The organism is Methylocapsa acidiphila B2 (genome assembly GCF_000427445.1).
GTDB lineage: Bacteria > Pseudomonadota > Alphaproteobacteria > Rhizobiales > Beijerinckiaceae > Methylocapsa > Methylocapsa acidiphila.
In genome coordinates, this window is the sequence record NZ_KE386496.1 from 2,485,318 (window position 1) to 2,507,258 (window position 21,941).

General features: G+C 63.0%; 28 protein-coding genes. 10 read left to right on the forward strand and 18 right to left on the reverse strand.

Annotated elements, in window-relative coordinates:
- Nucleotides 1-92 precede the first annotated feature (92 nt).
- Complete coding sequence (locus METAC_RS0114205; RefSeq protein WP_026607558.1) at nt 93-968, reverse strand: ImmA/IrrE family metallo-endopeptidase; 876 nt, start codon at nt 966-968, stop codon at nt 93-95.
- 2 nt (nt 969-970) lie between these two features.
- Entirely contained in the window at nt 971-1,294 is a 324-nt protein-coding gene (locus METAC_RS0114210; RefSeq protein WP_026607559.1) for a helix-turn-helix domain-containing protein, read from the reverse strand.
- Nucleotides 1,295-1,451: 157 nt separating this feature from the next.
- Between METAC_RS0114210 and METAC_RS25875 the strand changes: the two genes are divergently transcribed.
- The 6 genes from METAC_RS25875 to METAC_RS23750 all read left to right on the forward strand — a co-directional run bounded on the left by METAC_RS25875 (nt 1,452) and on the right by METAC_RS23750 (nt 6,740).
- Complete coding sequence (locus METAC_RS25875) at nt 1,452-2,162, forward strand: multiubiquitin domain-containing protein (RefSeq protein ID WP_198017222.1); 711 nt, start codon at nt 1,452-1,454, stop codon at nt 2,160-2,162.
- 10 nt (nt 2,163-2,172) lie between these two features.
- On the forward strand, nt 2,173-2,580 hold the full coding sequence (locus tag METAC_RS25270; RefSeq protein WP_051335585.1) for a hypothetical protein: 408 nt from the start codon (nt 2,173-2,175) through the stop codon (nt 2,578-2,580).
- Nucleotides 2,562-3,266 (forward strand): hypothetical protein, encoded by a 705-nt coding sequence (locus tag METAC_RS23745; protein ID WP_156898223.1) that lies wholly within the window; start codon nt 2,562-2,564, stop codon nt 3,264-3,266. The genes METAC_RS25270 and METAC_RS23745 overlap by 19 nt, the downstream gene beginning before the upstream one ends.
- A 130-nt stretch (nt 3,267-3,396) precedes the next feature.
- Nucleotides 3,397-4,911: an IS21 family transposase gene (istA, locus tag METAC_RS0114230; protein ID WP_026605503.1), complete on the forward strand. Its 1,515-nt coding sequence runs from the start codon at nt 3,397-3,399 to the stop codon at nt 4,909-4,911.
- Nucleotides 4,908-5,681: an IS21-like element helper ATPase IstB gene (istB, locus tag METAC_RS0114235; RefSeq protein ID WP_026605502.1), complete on the forward strand. Its 774-nt coding sequence runs from the start codon at nt 4,908-4,910 to the stop codon at nt 5,679-5,681. Before istA ends, istB begins: the two co-directional genes overlap by 4 nt.
- Before the next feature lie 213 nt (nt 5,682-5,894).
- Nucleotides 5,895-6,740, forward strand: coding sequence for a ThiF family adenylyltransferase (locus tag METAC_RS23750; protein ID WP_084143656.1), 846 nt, complete (start codon nt 5,895-5,897; stop codon nt 6,738-6,740).
- Nucleotides 6,741-7,195: 455 nt separating this feature from the next.
- On the opposite strand, the gene METAC_RS0114245 is transcribed toward METAC_RS23750, so the two are convergent.
- From METAC_RS0114245 to METAC_RS0114255, 3 genes are all read right to left on the reverse strand, one after another.
- Entirely contained in the window at nt 7,196-8,230 is a 1,035-nt protein-coding gene (locus tag METAC_RS0114245; RefSeq protein WP_026607561.1) for a serine/threonine-protein kinase, read from the reverse strand.
- A 3-nt stretch (nt 8,231-8,233) separates the two neighbouring features.
- Nucleotides 8,234-8,695: a hypothetical protein gene (locus METAC_RS0114250; RefSeq protein ID WP_156898224.1), complete on the reverse strand. Its 462-nt coding sequence runs from the start codon at nt 8,693-8,695 to the stop codon at nt 8,234-8,236.
- Between the two features lie 320 nt (nt 8,696-9,015).
- A complete protein-coding gene (locus tag METAC_RS0114255) occupies nt 9,016-10,776 on the reverse strand; it encodes a relaxase/mobilization nuclease domain-containing protein (protein WP_026607563.1) in 1,761 nt (586 codons plus the stop codon).
- A gap of 273 nt (nt 10,777-11,049) precedes the next feature.
- Between METAC_RS0114255 and tnpA the strand changes: the two genes are divergently transcribed.
- The 3 genes from tnpA (at nt 11,050) to tnpC (ending at nt 13,889) form a co-directional block, all read left to right on the forward strand.
- On the forward strand, nt 11,050-11,937 hold the full coding sequence (tnpA, locus tag METAC_RS27460; RefSeq protein WP_026607564.1) for an IS66 family insertion sequence element accessory protein TnpA: 888 nt from the start codon (nt 11,050-11,052) through the stop codon (nt 11,935-11,937).
- On the forward strand, nt 11,934-12,287 hold the full coding sequence (gene tnpB, locus METAC_RS0114265) for an IS66 family insertion sequence element accessory protein TnpB (protein WP_026607565.1): 354 nt from the start codon (nt 11,934-11,936) through the stop codon (nt 12,285-12,287). Before tnpA ends, tnpB begins: the two co-directional genes overlap by 4 nt.
- 72 nt (nt 12,288-12,359) lie before the next feature.
- A complete protein-coding gene (gene tnpC, locus METAC_RS0114270) occupies nt 12,360-13,889 on the forward strand; it encodes an IS66 family transposase (protein WP_026607566.1) in 1,530 nt (509 codons plus the stop codon).
- Between the two features lie 94 nt (nt 13,890-13,983).
- On the opposite strand, the gene METAC_RS0114275 is transcribed toward tnpC, so the two are convergent.
- The 11 genes from METAC_RS0114275 to METAC_RS0114320 all read right to left on the reverse strand — a co-directional run bounded on the left by METAC_RS0114275 (nt 13,984) and on the right by METAC_RS0114320 (nt 20,093).
- Nucleotides 13,984-14,610 (reverse strand): lytic transglycosylase domain-containing protein, encoded by a 627-nt coding sequence (locus tag METAC_RS0114275; protein WP_245257490.1) that lies wholly within the window; start codon nt 14,608-14,610, stop codon nt 13,984-13,986.
- Between the two features lie 310 nt (nt 14,611-14,920).
- The gene (locus tag METAC_RS0114280) at nt 14,921-15,259 is read right to left on the reverse strand and encodes a DUF736 domain-containing protein (RefSeq protein ID WP_026607568.1); all 339 of its coding nucleotides are present in this window, start codon (nt 15,257-15,259) and stop codon (nt 14,921-14,923) included.
- A 35-nt stretch (nt 15,260-15,294) separates the two neighbouring features.
- The gene (locus METAC_RS0114285) at nt 15,295-15,840 is read right to left on the reverse strand and encodes a S26 family signal peptidase (protein ID WP_026607569.1); all 546 of its coding nucleotides are present in this window, start codon (nt 15,838-15,840) and stop codon (nt 15,295-15,297) included.
- Nucleotides 15,837-16,358 carry a DUF2840 domain-containing protein gene (locus METAC_RS0114290; RefSeq protein ID WP_026607570.1) on the reverse strand — a complete coding sequence of 174 codons (522 nt, stop codon included), beginning with the start codon at nt 16,356-16,358 and terminating at the stop codon, nt 15,837-15,839. Before METAC_RS0114290 ends, METAC_RS0114285 begins: the two co-directional genes overlap by 4 nt.
- Complete coding sequence (locus tag METAC_RS0114295; RefSeq protein ID WP_026607571.1) at nt 16,355-16,609, reverse strand: hypothetical protein; 255 nt, start codon at nt 16,607-16,609, stop codon at nt 16,355-16,357. The genes METAC_RS0114290 and METAC_RS0114295 overlap by 4 nt, the downstream gene beginning before the upstream one ends.
- Nucleotides 16,606-17,244, reverse strand: a complete 639-nt coding sequence (gene parA / locus METAC_RS0114300; protein ID WP_026607572.1) for a ParA family partition ATPase — start codon at nt 17,242-17,244, stop codon at nt 16,606-16,608. Before parA ends, METAC_RS0114295 begins: the two co-directional genes overlap by 4 nt.
- Entirely contained in the window at nt 17,241-18,401 is a 1,161-nt protein-coding gene (locus tag METAC_RS0114305; RefSeq protein ID WP_026607573.1) for a replication initiator protein A, read from the reverse strand. Before METAC_RS0114305 ends, parA begins: the two co-directional genes overlap by 4 nt.
- Before the next feature lie 20 nt (nt 18,402-18,421).
- Nucleotides 18,422-18,706, reverse strand: a complete 285-nt coding sequence (locus METAC_RS0114310) for a helix-turn-helix transcriptional regulator (protein ID WP_026607574.1) — start codon at nt 18,704-18,706, stop codon at nt 18,422-18,424.
- Nucleotides 18,707-18,858: 152 nt separating this feature from the next.
- Nucleotides 18,859-19,491 (reverse strand): DUF2285 domain-containing protein, encoded by a 633-nt coding sequence (locus tag METAC_RS0114315; RefSeq protein WP_051335589.1) that lies wholly within the window; start codon nt 19,489-19,491, stop codon nt 18,859-18,861.
- Nucleotides 19,421-19,627 (reverse strand): transcriptional regulator domain-containing protein, encoded by a 207-nt coding sequence (locus METAC_RS27465; protein ID WP_425338914.1) that lies wholly within the window; start codon nt 19,625-19,627, stop codon nt 19,421-19,423. Before METAC_RS27465 ends, METAC_RS0114315 begins: the two co-directional genes overlap by 71 nt.
- A gap of 196 nt (nt 19,628-19,823) precedes the next feature.
- Nucleotides 19,824-20,093, reverse strand: coding sequence for a DNA -binding domain-containing protein (locus METAC_RS0114320; RefSeq protein WP_026607576.1), 270 nt, complete (start codon nt 20,091-20,093; stop codon nt 19,824-19,826).
- A gap of 203 nt (nt 20,094-20,296) precedes the next feature.
- Between METAC_RS0114320 and METAC_RS0114325 the strand changes: the two genes are divergently transcribed.
- Nucleotides 20,297-20,524, forward strand: coding sequence for a helix-turn-helix domain-containing protein (locus METAC_RS0114325; protein ID WP_245257491.1), 228 nt, complete (start codon nt 20,297-20,299; stop codon nt 20,522-20,524).
- A gap of 169 nt (nt 20,525-20,693) precedes the next feature.
- Here METAC_RS0114325 and METAC_RS0114330 read toward each other — a convergent pair whose 3' ends face one another.
- Together METAC_RS0114330 and METAC_RS25280 are read right to left on the reverse strand one after the other, a co-directional pair.
- Entirely contained in the window at nt 20,694-21,017 is a 324-nt protein-coding gene (locus tag METAC_RS0114330) for a DUF736 domain-containing protein (RefSeq protein WP_026607578.1), read from the reverse strand.
- Between the two features lie 264 nt (nt 21,018-21,281).
- Complete coding sequence (locus METAC_RS25280; RefSeq protein WP_051335590.1) at nt 21,282-21,830, reverse strand: hypothetical protein; 549 nt, start codon at nt 21,828-21,830, stop codon at nt 21,282-21,284.
- Between the last annotated feature and the right edge of the window lie 111 nt (nt 21,831-21,941).

Sequence of the window (21,941 nt, forward strand, 5' to 3'; positions counted from 1 at the left end):
GGACTCAAGGCGGAAATTCGGCTCACCGTTCTCGATGGACGTTCGTGAAACTTCTCGGACATAATAGTCGTCCGCTTTCGGGAAGGCCGGTGTCAGAACGATAGGCCTCGGCCTACAAATCGATTCAGAACATCCGCGACTGCTTCTTCGCCAAAGCCTGTGTTGAAGACCGGCTTCCTGGGCAGGATCAGCAGGGAAATGGTGGCGTCGTAGCGGTCGGCGAAAATGGTCATCTCGCGAACGGGTTCGAAGCGCCGCCAGACGCCTGGACCCAGTTCAACGCCGACCGGTCCTGGTTGGGCCGCGGGGCCCAACGCCGCAAGGGAGCCGCCGGGCAGCTCCATGCCCGTCTCGAAGAAGACGCCGGACTTCTTCGCGGCGTCGCTGCGCCGGCCCCAAAGGACGTTGCCGTCGCGGGCGTAGATCAGGACGGCGCGCTCCTCGGTGAACTGGATCCACTTCAACGCCGCGGCCGTGAAGGAGACACGGTAGCGATCCGCGCAATGGCCGAGCAGGTCGAGCGTCATGATCTGATCGGCAATCTGGGCCCGATAGTCGGTGATGGGCATCAGCAGATAGGAGGCGAACTCATCGGCCTCCTTCTCCAGCCGGCGAGCCGCTGCGTCGGCATCGAAGCCCAAGACGGCTTGGGCGGAGCATTGGAATCCCATCGCGCGAAGATGGCGATGGTTGAGGTAATGCCCAAGCTCGTGACCGAGGGTGAAGTTGATGCGGCCCAGTACGTCGACCTCGGGATTGTAGAGGATCGCCCATTCGCCGCTCTTGGGCAGAGGAAACAGAGCGCCCTCGAAGGCCTGGCCGACAGGGGCGGCCTTCACGTCTCGGATCGGATCCGGGAAACGTTTAGAGTACTCGAGCGCGATCGTCCGCACATCGACGGGGAACCGATCACCCCAGACGGTGACCAGGAAGTTCGCCCAGGCGATGGGAGAGGTCGGCTCGCGCATGCTCAATCGTCATCCAGCAGTTTCAGGATTTCGGCGATCTTGGTCTTCACGTCCGGACTGGCACCCTGGTACTTGCGGAAGAAAGCCTCGTCCCGCTCGTCGACCGTGGCTTCCGTACGATTCTTGTCCAACAAGTACTCCGGCGTGACGCCGAGCACGGCGGCGATCTTGTTGATCTTTTCGGCCGATGGCCTGGCCGTAGGCTTATTCTCCAATTCCCAAAGGTAGCTCTTGCTGGCTTCGGCCTGCGCAGCGAGCTCCTCCAGCGACAGGCCCTTTTCCTTTCTCAGTTCTCGAAGTTTTCGCCCCATGGCGGATGACGGCATAGACGCGCTCCATGGCTACATCCGCGTGGCAGGCAGCGGACAAATTCGGTATACCGACCATTATCGTACTTGACAAGCGGATTTCAGAATACCAATATAAAACCGTTCGGCACTCCGAATGGCGCGGTGCCGGTCAGAGTATCCGCGGAGATCCATTATGAGCATCATCGAGATTGCCGACGAAGCCCCGGCTAAGCCCGGGGACCATGAAATCGACGTCGCTAACGACCGCTTCGAAACGCGGACGTTGACCTTGGAGCCCGCCCACGCGACCGGGCAGGGTCTGATCCAGGCCTTGGGGTACGAGCCGGCCGAGGCCTACATCGTACTGCGCTACCGGCCCGATGGGTTTCTCGAGGAGATAGGTCTGGAAGAGCCGATCGATCTGACCGAGCCGCGCGGGAACAGCTTCTTTGTCAACGAGGCCTCGGAGATGGCCAATCTGGCCATCGGAGGGGTGCGGCTCACCTGGACGCAGAGCGTGGTCACCGGTTGGACAGTGAGGCATCTGGCCCGCCAGGCTGACAGCGATCTCGAAGTTGTCTTAGAGCGTGAGAATGAAGCCCCGGTCGTCATCGGGGATGAGGACGAGGTCCGGCTCAGTCGTCCTGGCCTGGAGCGGTTCCATCTGCGTCCGCCCACCGAGGTCACCATCGAAGTGAACGGCCAACCCGTGAAAATCCGCCGCGGGCGTCGCACCGGCGGGGAAATCAAGGCGGCTGCCATCGACCAAGGCGTGAAGATCCAAGCCAGCTTCACCCTCTCCGCGGATTTGCCCGGCGATTCCAAGCTGATCGGCGATACCGATCACGTGCGGATCAAGGGCGGCGAAAAGTTCCTTGCCATCGACGACCACGATGACAGCTAAGGAGGCGGTCATGAAGCCGGAGGTCGAGAAAGCGGTCGCGGCTATCCAGAACCATTATGCGTCGCTGTGCGTGGAAGTGTTTGAGAGCGCCTGCGGCGGCGCCTATGTGCTGATCCACGAAGTTCCCCTCGGGTCGCCTTACGCACAGGCGACAACCTGGATCGGCTTCTTCATCACCAACGCCTGCCCGTTCGCCGATACCTATCCTTTCTACGTTCGGCATGACCTGTCGCGGCGGGATGAGGCGGCGCTAAAGGTTCCCCTGCACATCAACAACAGCTGGGCGCCCCAGCTGCCCGGCTTCACCGCGCGGCCGGCCGTCATGGTCTCTCGCCGCCAGAACCACACCCATTGTTGGGGTCTCGAGACCCCGCTCCTCAAGCTGCAGAAGGTGATCGCGTGGATGCTCAAGCAATAGGTTGTGGTTGGTCGCTGCGCATGACGCAGTTCCTCTACGATGATCTGCACGCCCATCTGTTTCCAGGCGACGGAGACGAGCACGGCGCCGTGATTGAGGCGGGCCTAGCGACACTCGGCGGTCGTCAGGTGTTGCTGGCGCGACGGCTCTGGAAAGCGGCCGGCGGAGTCGATTGGTTGCCAGGCACGCGCGGCTATCGAATGATGCCAGCCGCCTATGTCACCCGCCGCATTCGAGATTGCCGCGCCCAGAGGCTCGTCTATCTCGCCGTCCACAATCACGGCGGACGAGGATCCGTTGCCTTTTCTAGCGTGGATCTCGCGACGCACGAGCGCGGATTTCCGGCGCTGCTGGATGTGATGAAGGGGGTTCCAGTCGGCGCCTTGGTATTCGCCGAGGACGCCATCGCCGGAGATATCTGGACGTCCGACGGCCGACGGCATGTCCTGCAAGAGGCCGTCGTGGTGGGACCTACGCGGCGACGGCTAACGCCGGTGCCGGATCTCCACGGCTATGGTGTCGATACGCGCTTTGACCGTCAGGTCCGCCTATTCGGCGAGCGCGGTCAGGCGGTCCTTGGCAGAGCCAAGATCGCGATTGTGGGCCTGGGTGCGCGCCGACAATTAAACTGTCCGGTTCAACGACAACTATCTTGGCCGGTAAGGTCGTCCGCCAGCGCCGGTTGAAGGGAGGGGCGAGCCCCCGACCGGAGATCGGCGCTGGCGGACGACGGCGCTGTTAAACTCCCTTCTGGGGGCATCTGCCGCTCGGCGTCGAGGGTGGTATCGCGGCTCAATCAACCAAAGATTGAGCTCGATGCCGAACCCTCATATTTCCGACAGACAGGTGATGCGCTACATGGCTTCGCGTTCACAGCACCATAATCAGGCAGCCGCCGCGGCAATGGCCGGCATCAGCGAGCGCTCAGCGCGCCGCATTGACAAAGATCCGCGTTTTCCGTCCCAGAAGAAGCAGCCGCGAACTTGGCGAACCCGCCCGGATCCACTGGAGACTGTCTGGCCGCGGGTTCTGGAGATGCTCAAAATCCCCGGCATCATGGCGGTGACGATTTTCGAAGAGCTCCAGGATGAGCTCGGCGCCGAGGTTCTCCCAGACAGCGTCCGCCGGACGCTTGAACGCCGCATCGCCAAATGGCGCGCCCTTCACGGCGCGGACAAGGAGGTTTTCTTCCCTCAACGCCATGATCCCGGCCGCCAGGCATTGTCCGATTTCACCGTCGCCGACAGCCTCGGGGTCACCATCGTCGGCGAGCCCTTGCCGCATCGCCTTTATCATTTCCGGCTGGCCTTCAGCGGTTGGGAGCACGCGCAAGTGATCCTTGGAGGCGAGAGCTTTTCAGCCGTCGCCGAGGGGCTGCAAGATGCGCTTTGGAAGCTCGGAGGCGTCCCGGAAGAGCATCGGACCGACTCGCTGTCGGCCGCCTTCAAAAATCTTGACCGTGACGCCCAGCTCGATTTCACCAAGCGTTATGACGAGCTGTGCCGGCATTACGGCATGAAGGCGACCCGTAATAATCCAGGCGTGGCCAATGAGAACGGGAGCATCGAGGCGGCCAACGGCCATATCAAGATCCGCCTCGACCAAAGGCTCCGGCGGCGGGAGAGCCGAGATTTCGTCAGCCTTGAAGCCTACCGCGCCTTTGTCGACGGCGTCTGCAGCCGTTACAACGCCCGTTGCGCGACGCTCGTCGCGATCGAGCGCGAGAAGCTCGAGCCCTTGCCCAAGCGCCGGACGACCGACTTTGCTACGGTGACGGTGAAAGCGACGCGCAATAGCACCATCAATGTCGATCGAGTCATCTACTCCGTCCCGTCTCGCCTGATCGGACACATGATCGAGGTGCATCTCTTCGACGATCGGCTTGAATGTTTCCTTGGGCCGGATCCGGTCATGCGCATGGCGCGGGTGAGAACGGACGGCAAGCGCGCCCACTCCATCAATTATCGTCACCTGATCGGCTCGCTCCGGCGCAAGCCGCAAGCCCTTCGATATCTCGTCTATCAAGAAGCTCTCTTCCCGAGCGCCCCATATGCCCGTTCGTGGGCGGCTCTCGACGCCGGCTTGGCCCCCAGGCATGCATGCCGAACCATGGTCGGATTGCTCGTTCTGGCAGCATCCGGCGAAGCCTGCGAGACGGCTTTGGCCGCCCGGCTCGACGCCATCCTTGACGCAGGCCTGCTACCCGACCTCGGCGAGCTCAAAAAGGAATTCCAGACCGCGCCACATCAGTCCCGCGACGTCACCATCCCTCCGCCAAACCTCGATGACTATAATCTGCTGCTGCCTTCCGCGTGCGAGGTGCGGCCATGACCGACACGACCATTCTTCCTTCCTTGCTGGCCACCCTTCGGCTGCCCAGCATCGCCCGCAATTGGAAGCGGATCACCGAGGTCGCCAATCGAGATGGATGGTCGGCCGAGAAGCTGCTTGCCACGCTGATGGAGATCGAAGTCACCGAGCGGGCGTCACGGCGCATCCAGCGCTATCGTGATCAGTCCGAAGCGCCAGCCGGAAAAACCTTCGCCAGTTTCGACTTCAAGGCCGCGCCGGGCGTGCGCAAGCAGCACCTTTTGGCGCTGGGCGCCGGCGGAGACTGGATCAAGGATGGCGACAATCTCTTGGTTTTTGGTCAAAGCGGCACCGGCAAAAGCCATGCCCTGGCGGCCATATGCCATACGCTCATTGATGCTGGAACCCGGGTTTTATTCAATCGAACCATCGACATCGTTCAACGGCTGCAGATCGCGCGCCGTGACCTCTCCTTGGTCAGCGCCCTCGAGAAGCTCGACAAGTATGATCTCATCGTGCTCGACGACCTCTCGTATGTTCGAAAAGATCAAGCCGAGACCAGCGTCTTGTTCGAACTCATCGCGCATCGATACGAACGCCGCAGCATCGCCATCACCGCCAATCAGCCATTTTCGGCTTGGTGCGAGGTTTTTCCAGATGCCGCAATGACCGCGGCGGCCGTCGATCGATTGGTCCATCACGCAACCATCATCGAGATGAATGGCGACTCTTACCGAAAGCGCTCCGCTGTCCGCAGAACAACGAAGGAAGAACCCGGCGCATCGGAATAGCCATGCGCGGCCAAACACCCTCGCATGATGGAAACATAATCGCCGGCCACAGAGCGTCTGCCAACATAAACCCGTGCTTTGATCAGCGACAGTTAATGTAGTTGTCGCTGCGCTAACCTGTTGCCAAACGACAATTAGATTGATACCTCTATCAGCGCTACTCGACGATGGCCCCTGCCGGCCAGTTTAATTGTCGATGACCGGCCATCATAATTGTCGTGTGTCAGCCTGGGTGGCGTTGGCACCTTGCTCGCCGAGTACTTGGGTCGTTTGGGGGTCGGCGAGATCGTCCTGGTCGATCCAGACTATGTCGATCCCACCAATCTCCCGCGCTTGGTGGAGGCAACAAGTTGGGACGCCATGAGCTGGCTCGTCGCTCCGAATCGCCCATCGTGGATCCGCGCCGTCGGTCGGCGTCTCGCCACGCCGAAGGTGCGCCTGGCTACCCGGATCATCCGAAAGGCGAATTCGCGAGTCCGGGCCCGGCCGTTTCAGACGGATATGGAAGATGCGGCGGCGCTCGAGGCGATCAAGGGCTGTGACTACGTCTTTCTCGCTGCGGACAGCCATAGGGCACGGCTGCTGTTCAACGCGCTGGTCCATCAGTTCCTGATCCCCGGCGTGCAGCTTGGCTCGCGCATCCGGTCCGACGCCGCGACCGGCGCGTTAGAGCATGTGCACACCGTGGTCCGATGGGTATTGCCTGACTGCGGTTGCCTCGTCTGCAACCAGGCGATCAATCCGGCGCGCCTGCAGGAAGAGAGCATCTCGGCCACCATGCGGGCGCGTCAGAAATACACTGACGATCCCGATATCGTAGCGCCTAGCGTTATCACTTTGAACGCCATGGCGGCCGCGCAAGCTGCCAACGACTTCTTGTTTTACATGACTGGCCTAGCTCGCCCTGACGCCTTCGACGGCTATGTGCGGTCCCATCCGTTGCGCCGCCGTCTGGAGATGCTGGTGCCACGCAAGGATACGGCTTGCCCGGACTGCGGCGCCTCGAGCGAAAGCCGGTTTGCGCGCGGCGACTGCGCCGCGTTGCCTTTGGTTGATTGACCGACCCCTTGTCAGGTGACAGCTAGAGTACGTTCGTCGTCCAAAGCCCCGACTTTATGAGGAAGTCCAGGCTGCGCAGGCGTTCAAGCCGGTCTGATAGCCGTAGGACGCGCCGTATACAGCTCAGCGCAGTCCCTCGTTGCGTCGGGCCAAAGGAACGCAAATTACAATGACACCTTGACGCGAATCTTTTGTTCTCTATATGTTCTGACACCAGGCCATGCGGATGTTGGAAAAATGCACGATTCCAAAATCAAATATTTTGATCGGCCGAGTTGCAGACACTGTAATCACAAGTGGTTGCCGGGCCATGGCAAAGTTGATGGTGTTGAATACTGCAATAAATGCTCAGATAATCGCAAGGTCCACGCCAATTCGGTCTTGGAAAACCGGATATTGAAAGCTTCAGATTTCCTTGGAAATTATCTCTTGCCGCGGCGAATGAGGCCAGGCCGCTAAGTTTGAGATTCGAAGAATTTCGTCAATTCCTTCAGAGCAGCGCTTCTTGTTAGCGGCTTCGTTGATCCGCCAAGTGTGCGGTTGATACCGCTTCCCAATGGCTCGCTCCAAGCCTTCCATTTGGACTTCTTGGGTATTGAGATATCCCATACCACTGAGATTTTCCGTGTTTTCGAGTTGCGTTGCCACCGCACTTCAGTCGGCCCAACTACGCAAAGCCAGCTCGGTTGCGAGGGAAGCGAACTTAGCGCCGCGAAGACGTCGGTCGCCGTCTGGTGGCGCTGAACGGGATCATCGCGAAGCATCTTTCTGATCGGGCGACGCCAATCGGCTGGAATATGTGGCAACCAGACGAGTGAATCGGCGTATCTGCCGTTAGCGACGACAGTTCTTGGCGTCGACCCTTGTTCATACCATTGACGGCCATGAAGGAGTCGATACAGCGTCATGCCTAACGCCCAGATGTCAGTCTTAGCGCTGGTGCCGTTTCCCGCCCAAACTTCCGGGGCAATGTGGTCGGCGTATCCAGCTTGCGAGCCATAACCAAGAATGAGATTGTCTGTGACAAGACCGAAATCTCCGAGCTGGGCAACCCCCTTCGAGTTGATTAAGAGGTTCCCCGGCTTAATGTCTCGGTGGAGCATTTCGCGGCTATGAAGTGCCTGAAGCCCTGACGTAATCTCCGTTGCCACCCTCAAGACCTTATCGATCGATATGGGTCCATTGTCGTATGGTTTCTGGAGAGAACCACCGCTGCAATACTCCATTACACAGAGCATCGCATCGTCCTTGTGTTCACCCAAGTGGTAAACTTGCACGACATTGCGATGGGTCGCCTTTTTGAGGTGCTGAGCCTCCTTCAGCAAATTATCTTTTCTCTTCTGCCATTCTTCGGGCGATTCCGTTGCGTCCCGAGCGATCACTTTGACGGCAACTTCCCCGTGAACGGGGTCGTTGGCAAGAAATACGTCCCCGAAATGACCCGAGCCGATGTGCGTACCCATTTTAAGATTGGAGGTGAGGACTGTCATTACCTAGTCCTTTGCCGCAAGCAGTAGCAGCGCAGCATCACGACTGCCTGCTCTTAATGCCACGCCCGCGATCGCCGTCGTCCAGAAGCCGTCGTCTCTTACATACTCGTCGAATTTGCGCGAACCAAATGTCTTGCTGATCTGAGCCTTCGCAATGGTCGAGACCTCCGTCGCTGACGCGGCGGCAGCCATGACAACGCCCCGAAGTTCGGCGGCGTCTAGATGGCTTTTACCCGAACCGCTTTGGGATACTGCGCTGGCTTTGATGACGACACGGCCTATCTTGTGGTTGGAGATATAGTCTGAGACCTGGCCATGTACGACCGCGTACGCTGCGGCCCGGTCGCCCTTTTGAAGTTTTAGCGTCTGGTCAGACTTTATCAGCAATGGTTTCCCTGTTTCCACTGAAGCATCTACCAGCGTGATTCTGTCGCCCGAAACGGCGATACCTACCCAACGTTCCAAAATAGGTTCCTCCCCAAAGCTGTTTATGGCTCAGTTCGCCCTTTTCGCGAAGAGGGGAGTGGCGCATTAGGAGGCTATTTCATTTCGCCAGCTGGCGAGGGGGAAAATTGGTGCGAAGGCGTCGGACTGTCAGGCGTTTCGCGCTCACAGGCCCCCTTTTCGCCGCGGAGGATAGTGCCGGTTCGACGCTCGCCGTCAAGCAACGCTAGGGAACGTCCGCTCATAGGTTAGATTCCAACGTCGGCAACTGGTGCATCTCGGCTATCGGTACGTTTGATCCCAAGGTCCGGAAACAACCCAACTGCGCCATTCTGGAGCATTTACAATCCGAGCCCCCGTTTCCGTCCGAAGCTCCATTCAATTCCACCGCCGTCCTTCGCCACGCCGGCGACATGGCGGCCTAGCTGCCTCTCCAGCGGCGGCGCCCAGGGCACGAGCTGGAAGCCGAGTCCATTGTCGATCATCGCGAATCGGCCGGAGGAAAGCGTTAGGCGCTGCCGACATGTGCCGGAGACATGCTCACCAGCGGCCGACTGGACATAGGGCAACCCCGTCTCGGCCGACAGCTTGGCCCCGGCGGCACTCAGTTCGCGCCTTCGCAGCGTGTCGAGGAGATCACGCTGAAGGATGACGCGCCGGCCCTGCCGACGCGCGAGCCCTTCGTCGGCGAGATGCTCGGCCCGAGCCGCCATCGCGTCGCGCACCTCCTGTCCGAACCCGCCCATGGAGAGCGGCATCGGCTGACGCTCGACCAGCCGATGATCGAGCCATGTCGCGCCCGGCGCCGTCACTTGCTGGGCGAGGTCGAAGTCCGAGCGATTGGCCAGCACCAGCGTTGGCTGCCGGTCGTCGGCGCCCTCGAAACGGCGCACCTCGACGATGCCGCCGATCGACGGGGAATGATCGAAGGCCTCGACCCCTCGGAAACGGACATGGTGGGCGCGGCCATCCGTGCCGTCGATCACGGCATAGGCTTCCCCAGTCAACTCATCAAGGAGGCCCTTGTCCATCAGCCGGCCGATGATCGGGGAAGCCGCCGCGCCAGTTTCGATGACATAGTCGCCGATTCCGCGGTCCAGCCCTCGTTCGGTGAATGCGCGGTGCATGGTCTTGATGATGTCGCCGCGCATGCCGAGGTCGCGCAGGCTGCGTTCAGCTTCGAGCCCGACCATCCATTCGCCTGGACCGGCGGGTGCCGCGAGCCCCATCTTCTCCAGATGCTGGAGCCGGCCAATCATCAGACGGCGGGTTTCGGGGTCGCTCGAACCCGGATGGTCAGCGCGCAGGTCGATATAGCCGGTCTCGTCGGCGGCAATTCGGATCTCGGCATCGAGCCGCGTCCAGCGCTCGGCGCCGACCTCCCGCTCGAGCGCAGAGCGGATCTGGAGCTCGGGCTTGGGACCGAGTTCGATCGATGCAAGCTCCTCGGCCCGAGAGCGCAGACCCCGGCTGATATAGTCGCGGGAGATCACGAGGTCCTCGCCGTTTTGATCAACGCCGCGCACCAGAAGGTGAACATGAGGATTGTCGGTGTTCCAGTGATCGACGGCGACCCAATCGAGCTTCGCGCCAAGATCGATTTCCATCTGCCGGGCGAGGTCCCGGGTGAAGGCTCTGAGGTCGGTCATCTCGGCCGCATCTTCGGGCGAGACGATGAAGCGGAAGTGATGCCGATCATCCTGGCAGCGGTCGGCGAAGGCGGCATCATCGGCGCCGTCGGTCTCGGCATCGAACATGCGCGCCTTCTCGTCGTCCCGGGTGACGCCCTCGCGCTTGAGATAGGAGAGATGCGCCGACATTGGAGCGGAGCGGAAGCCACGGCCCTGATGACGCGCGATCCGCGCCTTCACCATGACGCGGCGGCCGGCCCTGAACAGGCGGTTGCGGCTGAAGGCGATCCGGCCGCGGCCGAAAGTGGAGCGACCCAAGCCGCCGCGCTTGCCGGCGCCGGTCTGGGACGCCTGATGGCCAGCCTTCTTCGCGGCGCGCAGCACCTGATTGATGAAGCTCTTGGGCCTGCCCGCGCGGGCGCCACGGATGCGTCCAGGCCGGATGCGAAAATCCTCGCCGCTGCCGCTCATTGGCGGCCGCCGAACTGTGGGAGGTATGGGGCAGTGCCGCAAACCTCGTTGAAATCGTTGATCTTATGCCATGGAGCGGCACACGACCCGACCGACCGGCACGGAGAAAGACAAGCCCTATCAAGGGCTTGGATGGCGACCGGAGAGCCGCTTTTATCTTGCCGTCTTTTGGTCGTGCGCCCCTGATCTCTGTAAGCGTCCGGTTCTCGCACATCGAATTGGGGGTGCGTTGGCGGTCCATTTCGGGTTCCTTCGTGCATTGGAGGATCTCCGGTGGCGTCGAAACATTTTGAGAACAAAGCTCGGCAGGCGTGGTGGTCGGTCCACATCGAGGCATGGCAGCGGAGCGGCCTCGACCGGACCAAATATTGTCGCCAGCATCGGTTGACGAAGCATACGTTCGATCGCTGGCTGCGGTATCTGGAAGGCGAGGAAGCCGCACGTAAAGCGAGGGAACTCCCGCAAGAACAGCGTCGTCAGCGCCGCCGTCGAGGCGCCTCTCCGCTGTGCACGTCGAAGCGGTCGACCGCCGTCCAGGCGTTCTGGGCGATGCATGTCGAAGCGCTGAACTGGAGCGGATTGGCCGCCGCCCATTACGCCGCCGCGCATCGGATCTCGGCCCACAGTCTGCGCCGCTGGCGCGATCTGCTGGAGTCCGGCGAGGTGGAGGTCGACTGGCGCGCCCGTCTTCATCCGAGCGCCCGCCCGCCAATAAGCACTAGTGCTAAGGGTAGTGCTAACGATTGCGCGGCCGAATCCGGCTTGACAGCCGCATCGGACGATGATCCGCGGACGCCAGAAAAGCAAACCCGCCGCAGCTTCAGCGCAGAAGAAAAGCTGGCGATCGTGCTGGAAGCCGAACGCGCCGGCGAGACGGTATCGTCGGTCGCACGGCGGCATGGCGTGGTTGCTAGCATGTTGTTCCGGTGGCGCGCCGACCTCAGCTTCGGCAAGAACAAACGCGCGAAGCTGGCAGCTGTGAAAATGGCCGATGGCCAGACCAGCACATTGGCTGCGCCGCTTGTGCTGCATAATCTGTTGCAGCCGCCCGACGGCATGACGGCAGTCGAACTGGGTGACGGGCGTCGCGTCTTCGCGCCGATCGGCAGCGATCCGGAAGCCGTCCGGCAGCACGTTCTCAACCGGGAGGCGGCGCGATGATGATCATTCCGGCCGGCGTGAAGGTGCATCTGGCGCTGGGCTACACCGACATGAGGAAGGGCATGGACGGGCTCGCGATGCTGGTTCAGGATACGCTGAAGAAGGATCCGTTCTCGGGCCATCTGTTCGCCTTCCGGGGAAAGAGGGCGCAGATAATCAAGATCCTTTTCTGGGACGGAAACGGAATGTGTCTGTTCACCAAACGGCTCGATCAGGGCGGGTTCGCATGGCCCCGGATGGCAGGCTTCGAAGGCTCCATTACTCTGTCTCCAGCACAACTCGCCATGCTGATCGAAGGCATCGACTGGCGCATTCCCGAGCGCGTCTGGAGACCGGCGATCGCCGGTTGAAAAAGTGCCAAATCCCGAGCCGCTCAAGGCACTATTGCTTGGGAAACAAGGCGCCTTGAAGTAGAATCGGGCATGCGGCTCGATCTCGAAAACCTGCCCTCCGACGTGGACCTCCTGCACCGGCTCGTGCGCGAGATGGCGAGCGTCGTCGAGAGCCGCGATGGCGAGATCGAACGTCTCCAGTCCATCATCAAGAAGCTCCAGCGGGCGCAGTTCGGCCGCCGTTCCGAACGCCTTGATCCCGATCAGCTGGCGCTCGCGCTGGAAGACCTCGACAGCGACATCGCCCGCATCCGGGAGAGCCGTCCGAGCATCGAGAAGCAACCATCCGAGCGGCCATCCCATCGCAAGCCGCTGCCCGATCATCTGCCGCGCGAGGACGTTCTGCTCGACATCGGCGACGCGGTTTGTGCGTGCTGCGGCGGCGTGCTCCATGCGATGGGCGAGAGCGTCAGCGAGATGCTCGACTGGGTTCCGGCGCAGCTTCGCGTGATCCGCGTCACCCGCCCGAAATATGCATGCCGTGTCTGCGAGACGGTGGCGCAGGCGCCCGCGCCGGAGCGACTGATCGCAGGGGGCCTGGCGACGCCGGCGCTGATCGCGCAGGTGTTGATCGCCAAATATTGCGATCACACGCCGCTCTATCGGCAGTCGCAAATCTTCGCCCGGCATGGCGTCGATCTGGCGCGTTCGACGCTGGCCGGATGGGTCGGCGGCGCCTGCTGGTGGCTCGAAGCTCTGCACGAGCGGCTGTGCAAGAACGTGTTCGCCTCCGACCATCTCTTTGCCGACGACACGCCGGTTCCGGTGCTCGATCCGGGCCGCGGACGCACCAAGACGGGGCGGCTGTGGGTCTACTCGCGTGAGCAACGGCCGTGGGCCGGACCCGAGCCGCCAGCGGCGGTCTATCTGTTCGCACCCGACCGCAAGGCTGAACGGCCGGCGTCGCATCTCGAGCGCTTCAAGGGCGTGCTGCATGTCGACGGCTATGCCGGCTTCGAGCGATTGGCCGCCAACGGCGACATCGCGCTCGCCGCCTGCTGGGCGCATACGAGGCGCAAGTTCTACGAAGTCGCCGAGGCTACGGACTCGCCCGTGGCGGCCGAGGCTTTGCGCCGGATCGGCGAAATCTATGCCGTCGAGGCGGAGGTGCGCGGACAGTCGCCGGCGCATCGGTTCGCGGCCCGAAGGGGCCGATCGAAGCCTGTCGTCGATGCCCTGCGCGCCTGGCTGGAAGCCCAGCTTCCGCGCATCCCTGGACGAAGCACGTTGGCCGAGGCGATCCGCTACGCGCTCTCGCGTTGGGATGGCCTGACCCGATTCCTGCACGACGGCCGCGTCGAACTCGACACCAATCCGGTCGAACGCGCGATCCGTCCCGTGGCGCTCGGCCGCAAGAATCATCTGTTCGCCGGCAGCGATGGCGGCGGCGACCGTTGGGCGATCGTCTGCTCGCTGATCGAATCCGCCAAGCTCAATGGCGTCGAACCCTACGCCTACCTCGCCAACGTGCTCCAGAGCATGGTCAATGGACATCCCATCAACCGGCTCGACGAACTGCTGCCGTGGGCCTGGAAAGCCGGAAATCCTGTCAAGACCTGACGTCATGTGCAAACTCCGGACGCGTACTGATCTCTTCCCCCCACCGCCAAGCCTGCGATGAAGTCCGCGAGAACCCGGTGGGACGCGCCGGCGCTCATCGCACTGGCTCCCGGGCAGAGACTTGCACGAAGAGGCTGTCCGAACGCGGCACGAGGGCGGACACATCGACAACGCGACGGCTGTTGGACGGGTGGTTCGGTGGCGCCGGAGGCGATGCCTGGTCGACGGCCGGCGCGCTGTCATCTTGCCCGATAAAGAGCGGCGCTGCTGTCCATGATCGCGCCGCGGTGGCGACAAGAACCGTGTGATCGATGCGGTCATCGTCGATCAGAGGCGCGAGTCCGGCGACATAGGCCCGCGTCTCGGCCGGCAGCGGTCGACCGGTCGCCAGATGGTTTTCATATCGACCAGGACCGGCGTTATAGGCGGCCAGAAACCCCGGCGATCCGTAGCGATCGTGCAGTTCCCGGAGGAAGGCCGCGCCGGCAAGAATGTTGTCGCGCGGATCGTATGGATTCGCGCCGAGACGGAGACGGACGCGCAGAAGCATCCAGGTCGACGGCATGATCTGCATCAGGCCCATCGCGCCTTTCGGAGAGGTGGCGTGGACATCGCCCCGGCTTTCGGCGCGCATGACCGCGCGTATCCACGATGCCGGAACGCCGAAACGTAGCGAGGCTTCGGCGACGAAGGCCCCGTAAGGATCGGCAAGGCGCGCCACAGAGGCCGGGTCGCTTTCCGCGTATGCCGGCGACGCGAACGGCGTTGTGATTGGCGCGCTGACCATCGCGATGGCGACGGCAGCTATGGCCGCTCTTCTATTCAGAAGCCAGTCTCCGGTGGGATGTGAGCGGGCCGCCGAGCGCGCATCCGAATGAGCGCCGACTTGTGGCCGCCCCTGACCAACGCCGCGCGCAATTGCGTCCATCGCGCCGATCGGCACTAAGGTATTGATCAACTGCCAATCGAACAAAGGAATTGGCCTTACGCGACATGGGCGCCGGGCGAGAGGTGAGCGAACGTGCATGACGTCATGCTCGCTCTTCGCGCTTCGGCGGACGGTTCCAGAGGAGATGAAAACGCGATCCCTTCGCCTCGGCCTGGAACAGGTTGGCGCGGATCGGCTGGGTGAAGACCGGATCGTTGATCAGCAGCGAGACATACGCTCCGGCCTTCTCGCCGGTGCGCTTCCAGCCCGCGCCGACCTCGGGGCCATCGGCGCTCGCGCCGTGGTGAATCCGGAAGTCCGGCGCATTCTCGCCATCGCCAGAATTGGCCGGAAAGAGAGTGAGTTCGACGTCGAGCGTGAGCGTGCGAAGTCCGCCGGAATAGCCGTCGGCCGTGCGTGTGAACGTGCCGATATGAGCCATCGAGATGTCCTTTCCTTAGCGGTGTTGCGGCGGCATCACTGGGTTGCGGCGCGCCACACGAAGCGGCCGTCGCCCTCTTCGTCGGTCCAGAGAGGCGCGGCGCTGCCGATGATCGAACTGGCGGGAAGAGGACCGAAATACCGCCCGTCCAAGCTGTCGGGGACGCCCGGGTTCATCAGAAAAACTTCGCCCAGGCGGAGCGTCCGGCATCCTTGCCAGGTGGGGAGATTACGCCCACGACGGTCACGGGCTTGCGCCTCGCCGACCTCGACATGATCGATGGTGATGCTGACCCCGTCGCGGCAGACGGTCTGTCCTGGCAGGCCGAGAACGCGCTTCATCAGCGGCACGCCGCGCGGCAGGTAGCCGCCATCGGCGAGTAAGCTTGCGGTCGGTTCCGGCGGCATATCGGCGACCAGCTCGGTGTCGTCGAGGGCGCCTATCGGTCGCAAGGCATAGAGACCGACGGGCACGCTCGCGCTGGCGTTCCAGATGAGCTTCAGTGGTGGATTGACAAACGCGGCGCCCGTCGCCGCCATCGCCGAGAGAGAGGTCGCCACGACCCATCCGAAGCTGGTCATGGCTGCGCCCTCCGCCGCAAAAGCCAGGCGTCGTGCTGCGCGCGCGTATAGGCCCGCGCCTCATACCCGGCGGTCAGACGGCTGTGGAGGTGGCGCCAGTGCTCAGGCGCGGCGTCGCTCGGATCGACGCCGATCGCCTCCACGCCATCGACCGCCTGCAGCACCCGCTCGACCTTGGGCCAGCCATCTGCGCGCAGCAGGATCTCGCCGCCGGGGCGGACGAAGGGCAGCGTCTGATAGGGTTCAGCCGCGCCGACGGCGCGCACGATGTCGATGCGCGAGACGACTGTTCCGAAGTCGTTGGAGGCCCAGCGAACGAAGGCGAAAATGCTGCCGGCCCGGAAACTGATGACGCGCCGGCGATGGTCAAGGATCTTCTCTTCGACGTACTGGCCGAAGCGAATCCAGTGCTCGATCTTCTTCTCGACCCAGGTCAGTTCGACATGAGTGAGGGTATCGGACGGGCTGATCGCGAGCGTCCCGTCACGATGCGCGGTCGACGGCGCGGCGTTATTCATGATGCGTCTCCAAGGCTTTCGGGGAATTCGCGCGCGAGCAGTTCGCGCAGCATGTCGGCGACGGTGACGCCGCGCCGGAATGCGGCGACCTTGATCCGCCCACGCAATTCAGGCGTGACGTCGATCGTCAGACGAGCGGCAAAAACATCGGCCTTCGCCGGAGCGGCAGGCAGCGTTTCCGACGCCTTGATCCAGCTCTCGGGGTCGCCGGGGCGGGAAGCGAAACCGCGTCTTGAATCGCGGCCGGTCACCGGGCGATCCTCCCGACCTCGGCGGCGAGCGCTGCAATCTCGCGGGCGGCTGGACTGTTCGAATCGAGATCGGAGACAAGGCGGCCAGTGCGAGCGGCATCGGCGAAGGCGACGCGCTGGCCGATTGTGGCCGCGAGGAGCTGCGGCTCGTGGCCGGCCAACATCTCGGCTGTCTCGCGAGCGATGATCGTGCGCGCATCGCAGCGATTGAGTACGAAGCGCGCGCCGAGCTGGGGGCGGAAGATCCGCGCCTCGTCGATCAGCTTCAGCGTCTCGCCGGAGGCCCAGCCATCGAATGGCGACGGTTGGGCCGGGATGAGGACCAGATCGGCTGCGAGCAGCGCCGAGCGCATCAGGCCGGCGACGCGGGGCGGGCCATCGATGACGACATGGTCGGCGGCGCGAGCAAGCTCGGGCGCTTCGCGATGCAGGGTATCGCGGGCAAGGCCGATGACGCTGAAGAGCCGCGGGAGTCCTTCGCGCGCCCGCTGCTCGGACCAGTCGAGGGCCGAGCCCTGCGGGTCAGCGTCGATCAGAGTGACGCGCTGTCCTTGCCGAGCCCATTGGCCGGCAAGATGCAAAGCCAGCGTGGTTTTGCCGACGCCGCCCTTCTGATTGAGGAGCGCGACGATCATAGCGCCCCTCCAGGCTTCGCGGAGAAGGGAAGCTCTGATGCGCTCGACGAATCGGATTGAGATGTAGAAACGGTTTTACGGAAAGACGTGCGTTGCGCCTGGTCCTGATCGTATCGTCCCTCCGTCCCGGCATGCGGGTCGGAGTCGTTTTCCTCAGGCGTCGCGGCAGCAGTATAGTTAGATTCTTTGTTAGACTCTAAGTTAGGGGCGCGAATTTCATTTGTACGCCCGTGGCTTAAGTGCGATTCGGGTTCCCGATAGCACGAGGGTCCGGTTCCTGATGGCACGATAGTCTCGGTTCCCGATAGCACGAGCCCGTCCACAGGTTGTCCACAGGGCACCGGCTCGAAGGCGAGCAGTACGCGACCGCCTGCTTCGACTTCGACGCATAGGGCGTATCCGGGCAGCGGCTGGCGGCGGATGATGTCGCGCAGCTCGAAGGCGAAGCGCTTGAACGGCGACAAGCTGCCGGACTTCAGGTGAAGGTGGCGGAAGTCGAACCGCCAGCCGGCGCGCTGCCGGCCGCCATGCTTGCGGACCAGGCGATAGAGCCAACGCTCCAGTCCTCCCGTCAGAGTGAAATAGGCCCGGTCGATCGTCAGCACGAGCGCGTCGTCAAGGACGGCGCGGTAGAACCAGTCGGGCACGATCAGTTCGACGCCGCCGGGATGGCCATGGCAGTCGGCGCGCTCCGTCCATTCGTTGATCCAGGAGAAGCGGTGCATCCGCCGCTCAGTCGGCTGGCGGAGCGATGTCGCAACCGTGGTCGATTGCAGCCGATCGAGCGCCGCCTTGAGCCGCTGATAATCGCGCAGCGAGGTGCCGCGGCCGATAAAGGTCAGGATCTCATAGGGCGTCGCCGCCATCAGACGGGATGTGCGAAGGCCGACGTCACGCGCTTCCACGATCTGGGAGGCGGCCCAGATCAGAACATCGGCGTCCCAGATGGTCGCCATGCCATGCTCGGGTACGGCCTCGACCCGGATGGCGATATCGCCCGAGCGGAAGTCGATCGGCGTCGTGCGGTGGGACTTGGCGAGACTGAAGAAGGGGTAGGCCATGAGGTCCTGAGCGTCTCGCGGCGCGAGATCGCCGGGGAGTGCGCGGAACAGCTCGAGCTGCTCCCGTTCCGATCTTGGGCGATGTCGCGTCGACATGATGGGAGCGGCCGGAAGGATCAGCGGCGCGGCTGGCCGGCGTAGGCCGGCGAGATGGAAGGATGGCGCTTGGCAGGGAGCACCTGACCGCCGCCCGGATCGGAGGTCGAGGCCTTGGCGCCGAGCTCGACCCAGGCCTGCAGGTCTTCCAGCCGATAGACGACGCGGCCGCCGAGCTTGGAATAGCGCGGGCCGGTGCCATAGGTGCGGTGCTTTTCGAGCGTACGCCCCGAAAGGCCGACGAAGCGCGCGGCCTCGGGCGTGCGCAGATAGCGTGGGGGAAACTGGGTCGTTGCGGCGGACATGATCGAGCCTCCGTGATGCCTTGGAAGGCCGCCGGGCATGGGCGGCTGCTGGCGATCACGGTGGCGAAGAAAGGCCGGCAAGGGGGATGGCGAAGATGAGGGGCGCCGAATTCGCTACCCCGTGCGGGAGGGCGATCTTGGGCGCAGATCGGTCACTCTCGTCGGCGCGGCCCGAGGAGATTGCGGTAGCCTCCGCGCATCATGGCAAAGCCGGTGCGCGCCAAACGGATGACCGTGTCGCGGATAGACGCGGTCTTCCAGGGTTCGGAGGCGATGCGGCTTGGGTCGAACAGAGCTTCGGCGATGGCCCGATAGCTGGCGCCATCGAGCCGGCCATCGAGCGCGCGCAAGGCCGCGACCAAACGATCGGCTCGACGAATCGGAGGACGAATCGGAGTTGGCGGCGTTCGAAGCCGACCGTGAGCCATAAGTCGCCAAAAGCGCAATGCAGCCTCGGCGCGTTGCGGGGCGCTCGCGTCGAGGGGGACGACCGCGGCCAATGGCGCGACGTTCCCCGGCGGATCAGGCGCCCAGAGCTGGTGGATCGTCCCGTCTTGTCTGACGATCAGATGCGCACCATCTTCGGCGTCACGCCGCACGACGTCGCCTGACAAGTCAGCTAACGAGATGGTCGTGGGTCTGGCGCCATCTGGCGCCGCCGTCAGGACGACGACAGACGCCAATTCGTCGGGACGCCAGAAGACGGGCGACTTATCAGCGCGTTGGTTTGGATCGGCCAGAAAATCGCAACCCCCAACACCAGGCTGGGCCGGCGGCGCCGTCATCGGCCTCGGCGCGAGCGGTCTCGTAGGCCGTTCGATAGTCGGGGTTGCGCCGCAGGAACTCCCAAGCAAGGCCCGGGGCTTCCATGGTTGTGGCGTAGTCATAGGCGGTGCGAGACCGCCAGTCCTCCCTGAACATTGGTTTGTCTCCGCTTTAGCGAATCACCGGATGCCTTGGATTGTGACGGTCGATTTGTGTCGTCAATCGGGAGCTTTGCTGGACAGGAATCGGCATAGCGTCATGCCGAAATCGGCTCGGTGGTTTTCAGGGTCGACGTAAAATCTCAAGCGTGCATTTGAGGGGAGGCTGACGTTGGAGCCGCCGCTCACCGCACTCAGCGCGGCGATCGAAGCAGCTCGCGATAGCCGTGCTCGGTCAGCCAGCGAGCGCGCGCCAGATGTGTTTCATGGGCTCTTCGGGCTCGAGCGGGCTCGCGCGCCGGGTCGAGGCCAAGCACGATGCGGGCGACCTCTTCCCAAGGCGCTCCCTCGGACGCCGCGTCGAGCAGCCGAAGATAGGTCGTCAGATGCATTCGATCATAATCGGTCACCTGCGCCTCAGACGGCGCAAAATCGGCGACCGACGAAGTGGGTGCGGGGCTCACGGTCTTGGGTTCCCTTGGCGAGGACCGGCGGTATTTAGGATATTAGCCGAAGAACTTTTCAAAAGTTCAACGAGACAGAGTGGCAGGCGTCGATACACATTATCCCGGCCATCGTCGATGATACATATTATAGTGGATAAACCTCATAGTGTGTAACCGTCCAGCCTGTCCGCATGGACATGCGGCGATTGGTTGGACGGAACGTGAAGCGCGTCAGGCTTGAGAAGGGCCTGACCCAGGAGCAATTCGCCGAGCGGTCTGGCTTCACCCAGCAATATCTGAGCGATCTCGAGCGCGGTCGCCGCAACCCGACGGTCGTGACCCTGTTCGAAGTCTCTCAAGCTCTCGGCGTCGAGCCCGTCACGCTGGTGACGCCGGATGAAGAGGCGCTGGCAGGAGACGCCCAACGTGTGAAGCCCAGGAAGAATTGATCAGCCGCAAACCGGAAAGGCGGAGAAACGCAATTCCGGCTGGCCGTGCTCCATCCTTGCGGCAATCGATTTCCTATTGGCGCATCCTGGACGCGGGGGCCGGCGTTCCTCACCGATTCGCAAGAGAACCCCCGCCCGGTTTCCCGAGCGGGGCGTCGCAGCGTGCGGCTCATTCGCCGTTGGCCTTGCGGCCGCGGGACCAGATGAGGGTGTAGCCTTCGCCGTCCTCGTCGTCGAAGAGGTTGGCGTAGATCGGCGCGATGAAGCTCGGATCGTCCAGCTTGACCGAGAGATAGTCGCGGCCCTCGTTGGAGCGCTTCGACCAGGCGGCCCCGATCTCGGCCCGGCCGACATAGATCCGATGGCTGGGGGCGTTGTCGTTGGCTCGGTTGGTCTCGGGGACGATGCGAACGTTCCTGGTCTGGACGCTCAGGGTGACGATCTCGCCCTGGAACTCGCTGCCGGACTTCTTGAAGGAACCGATGTTGGCCATGATGCTTCTCCTTGCCTGTTTCGAGCCCGCGACCACCGCGGCCTCGATGGCGATCGGGAAGCCGAAGGCGATCGACGACGCACCCGCAGCTCGGGGTCCCCGTCGCGCTTGCGCGATGGGGTGAGCCGGGCCGGAGCGCAGCGGAGGATGGCGGCGGTAGACTTTCTTGCCTCGCGAGGAATGGGCGAACCGGGGTCCCCGCGCGACTTGTCGCGTGGGGTGGAAAGCCCAGGGGAAGAAAGTCGATCCGTCCGCCGTTGCGTCTCAGGCGATCGAGGCGTAGCCGGTCTTCGGCCAGATCAAGCCATGGAGAGGCCGTGTGGTCCGCGCCCCGAACAGCATCCTCGGGAGAAGACGTGGCGGACGTCGATTGAGCAAGAGGCCCGGCTTTCCATGCGAAGAAAAGGAAACTTTGGCGTTCCGAAAAGATGACGTCACGACCCGGCAATCCGTACAAACGGCGACCCTACCGACGGAACCTCTCCCTGTCGGCCTGGAGGCGCTGGCCAACACGAGCGTTGCTGGGACCGTGGCATTCCTGTTACGCGGACGAGCGGTCATCGCTCTGAAATCCAACCGACCTACGAGCGGCGTTCGCACCATTGCGAAGGCGATCCGCCCAATCGCCAGGGTCGCCGCGCCGGCGAGAACGCCAACAACAAGCGCGTCGATGACGCACGAGCCGCTGTGGAAGGCGGCGAGGCCTGCGGTCAGGCCCGCGAAGAACGGCGGCGCGTAGACTGCGAGCGTGAACAGCAGCGAACAAAACAAACCGAGGCCAAAGACGCTCAGGACAATGCCGATGATGGTCATGGTGATCTCCGTGACAAAGGGTCAAACGGGCGCACCTTCTACCACAACCGCGTTGCTTTCGTCAGAATAGCGGGCGCGGGGTGCAGTGGCAACAAGGTATTGAAACACGCC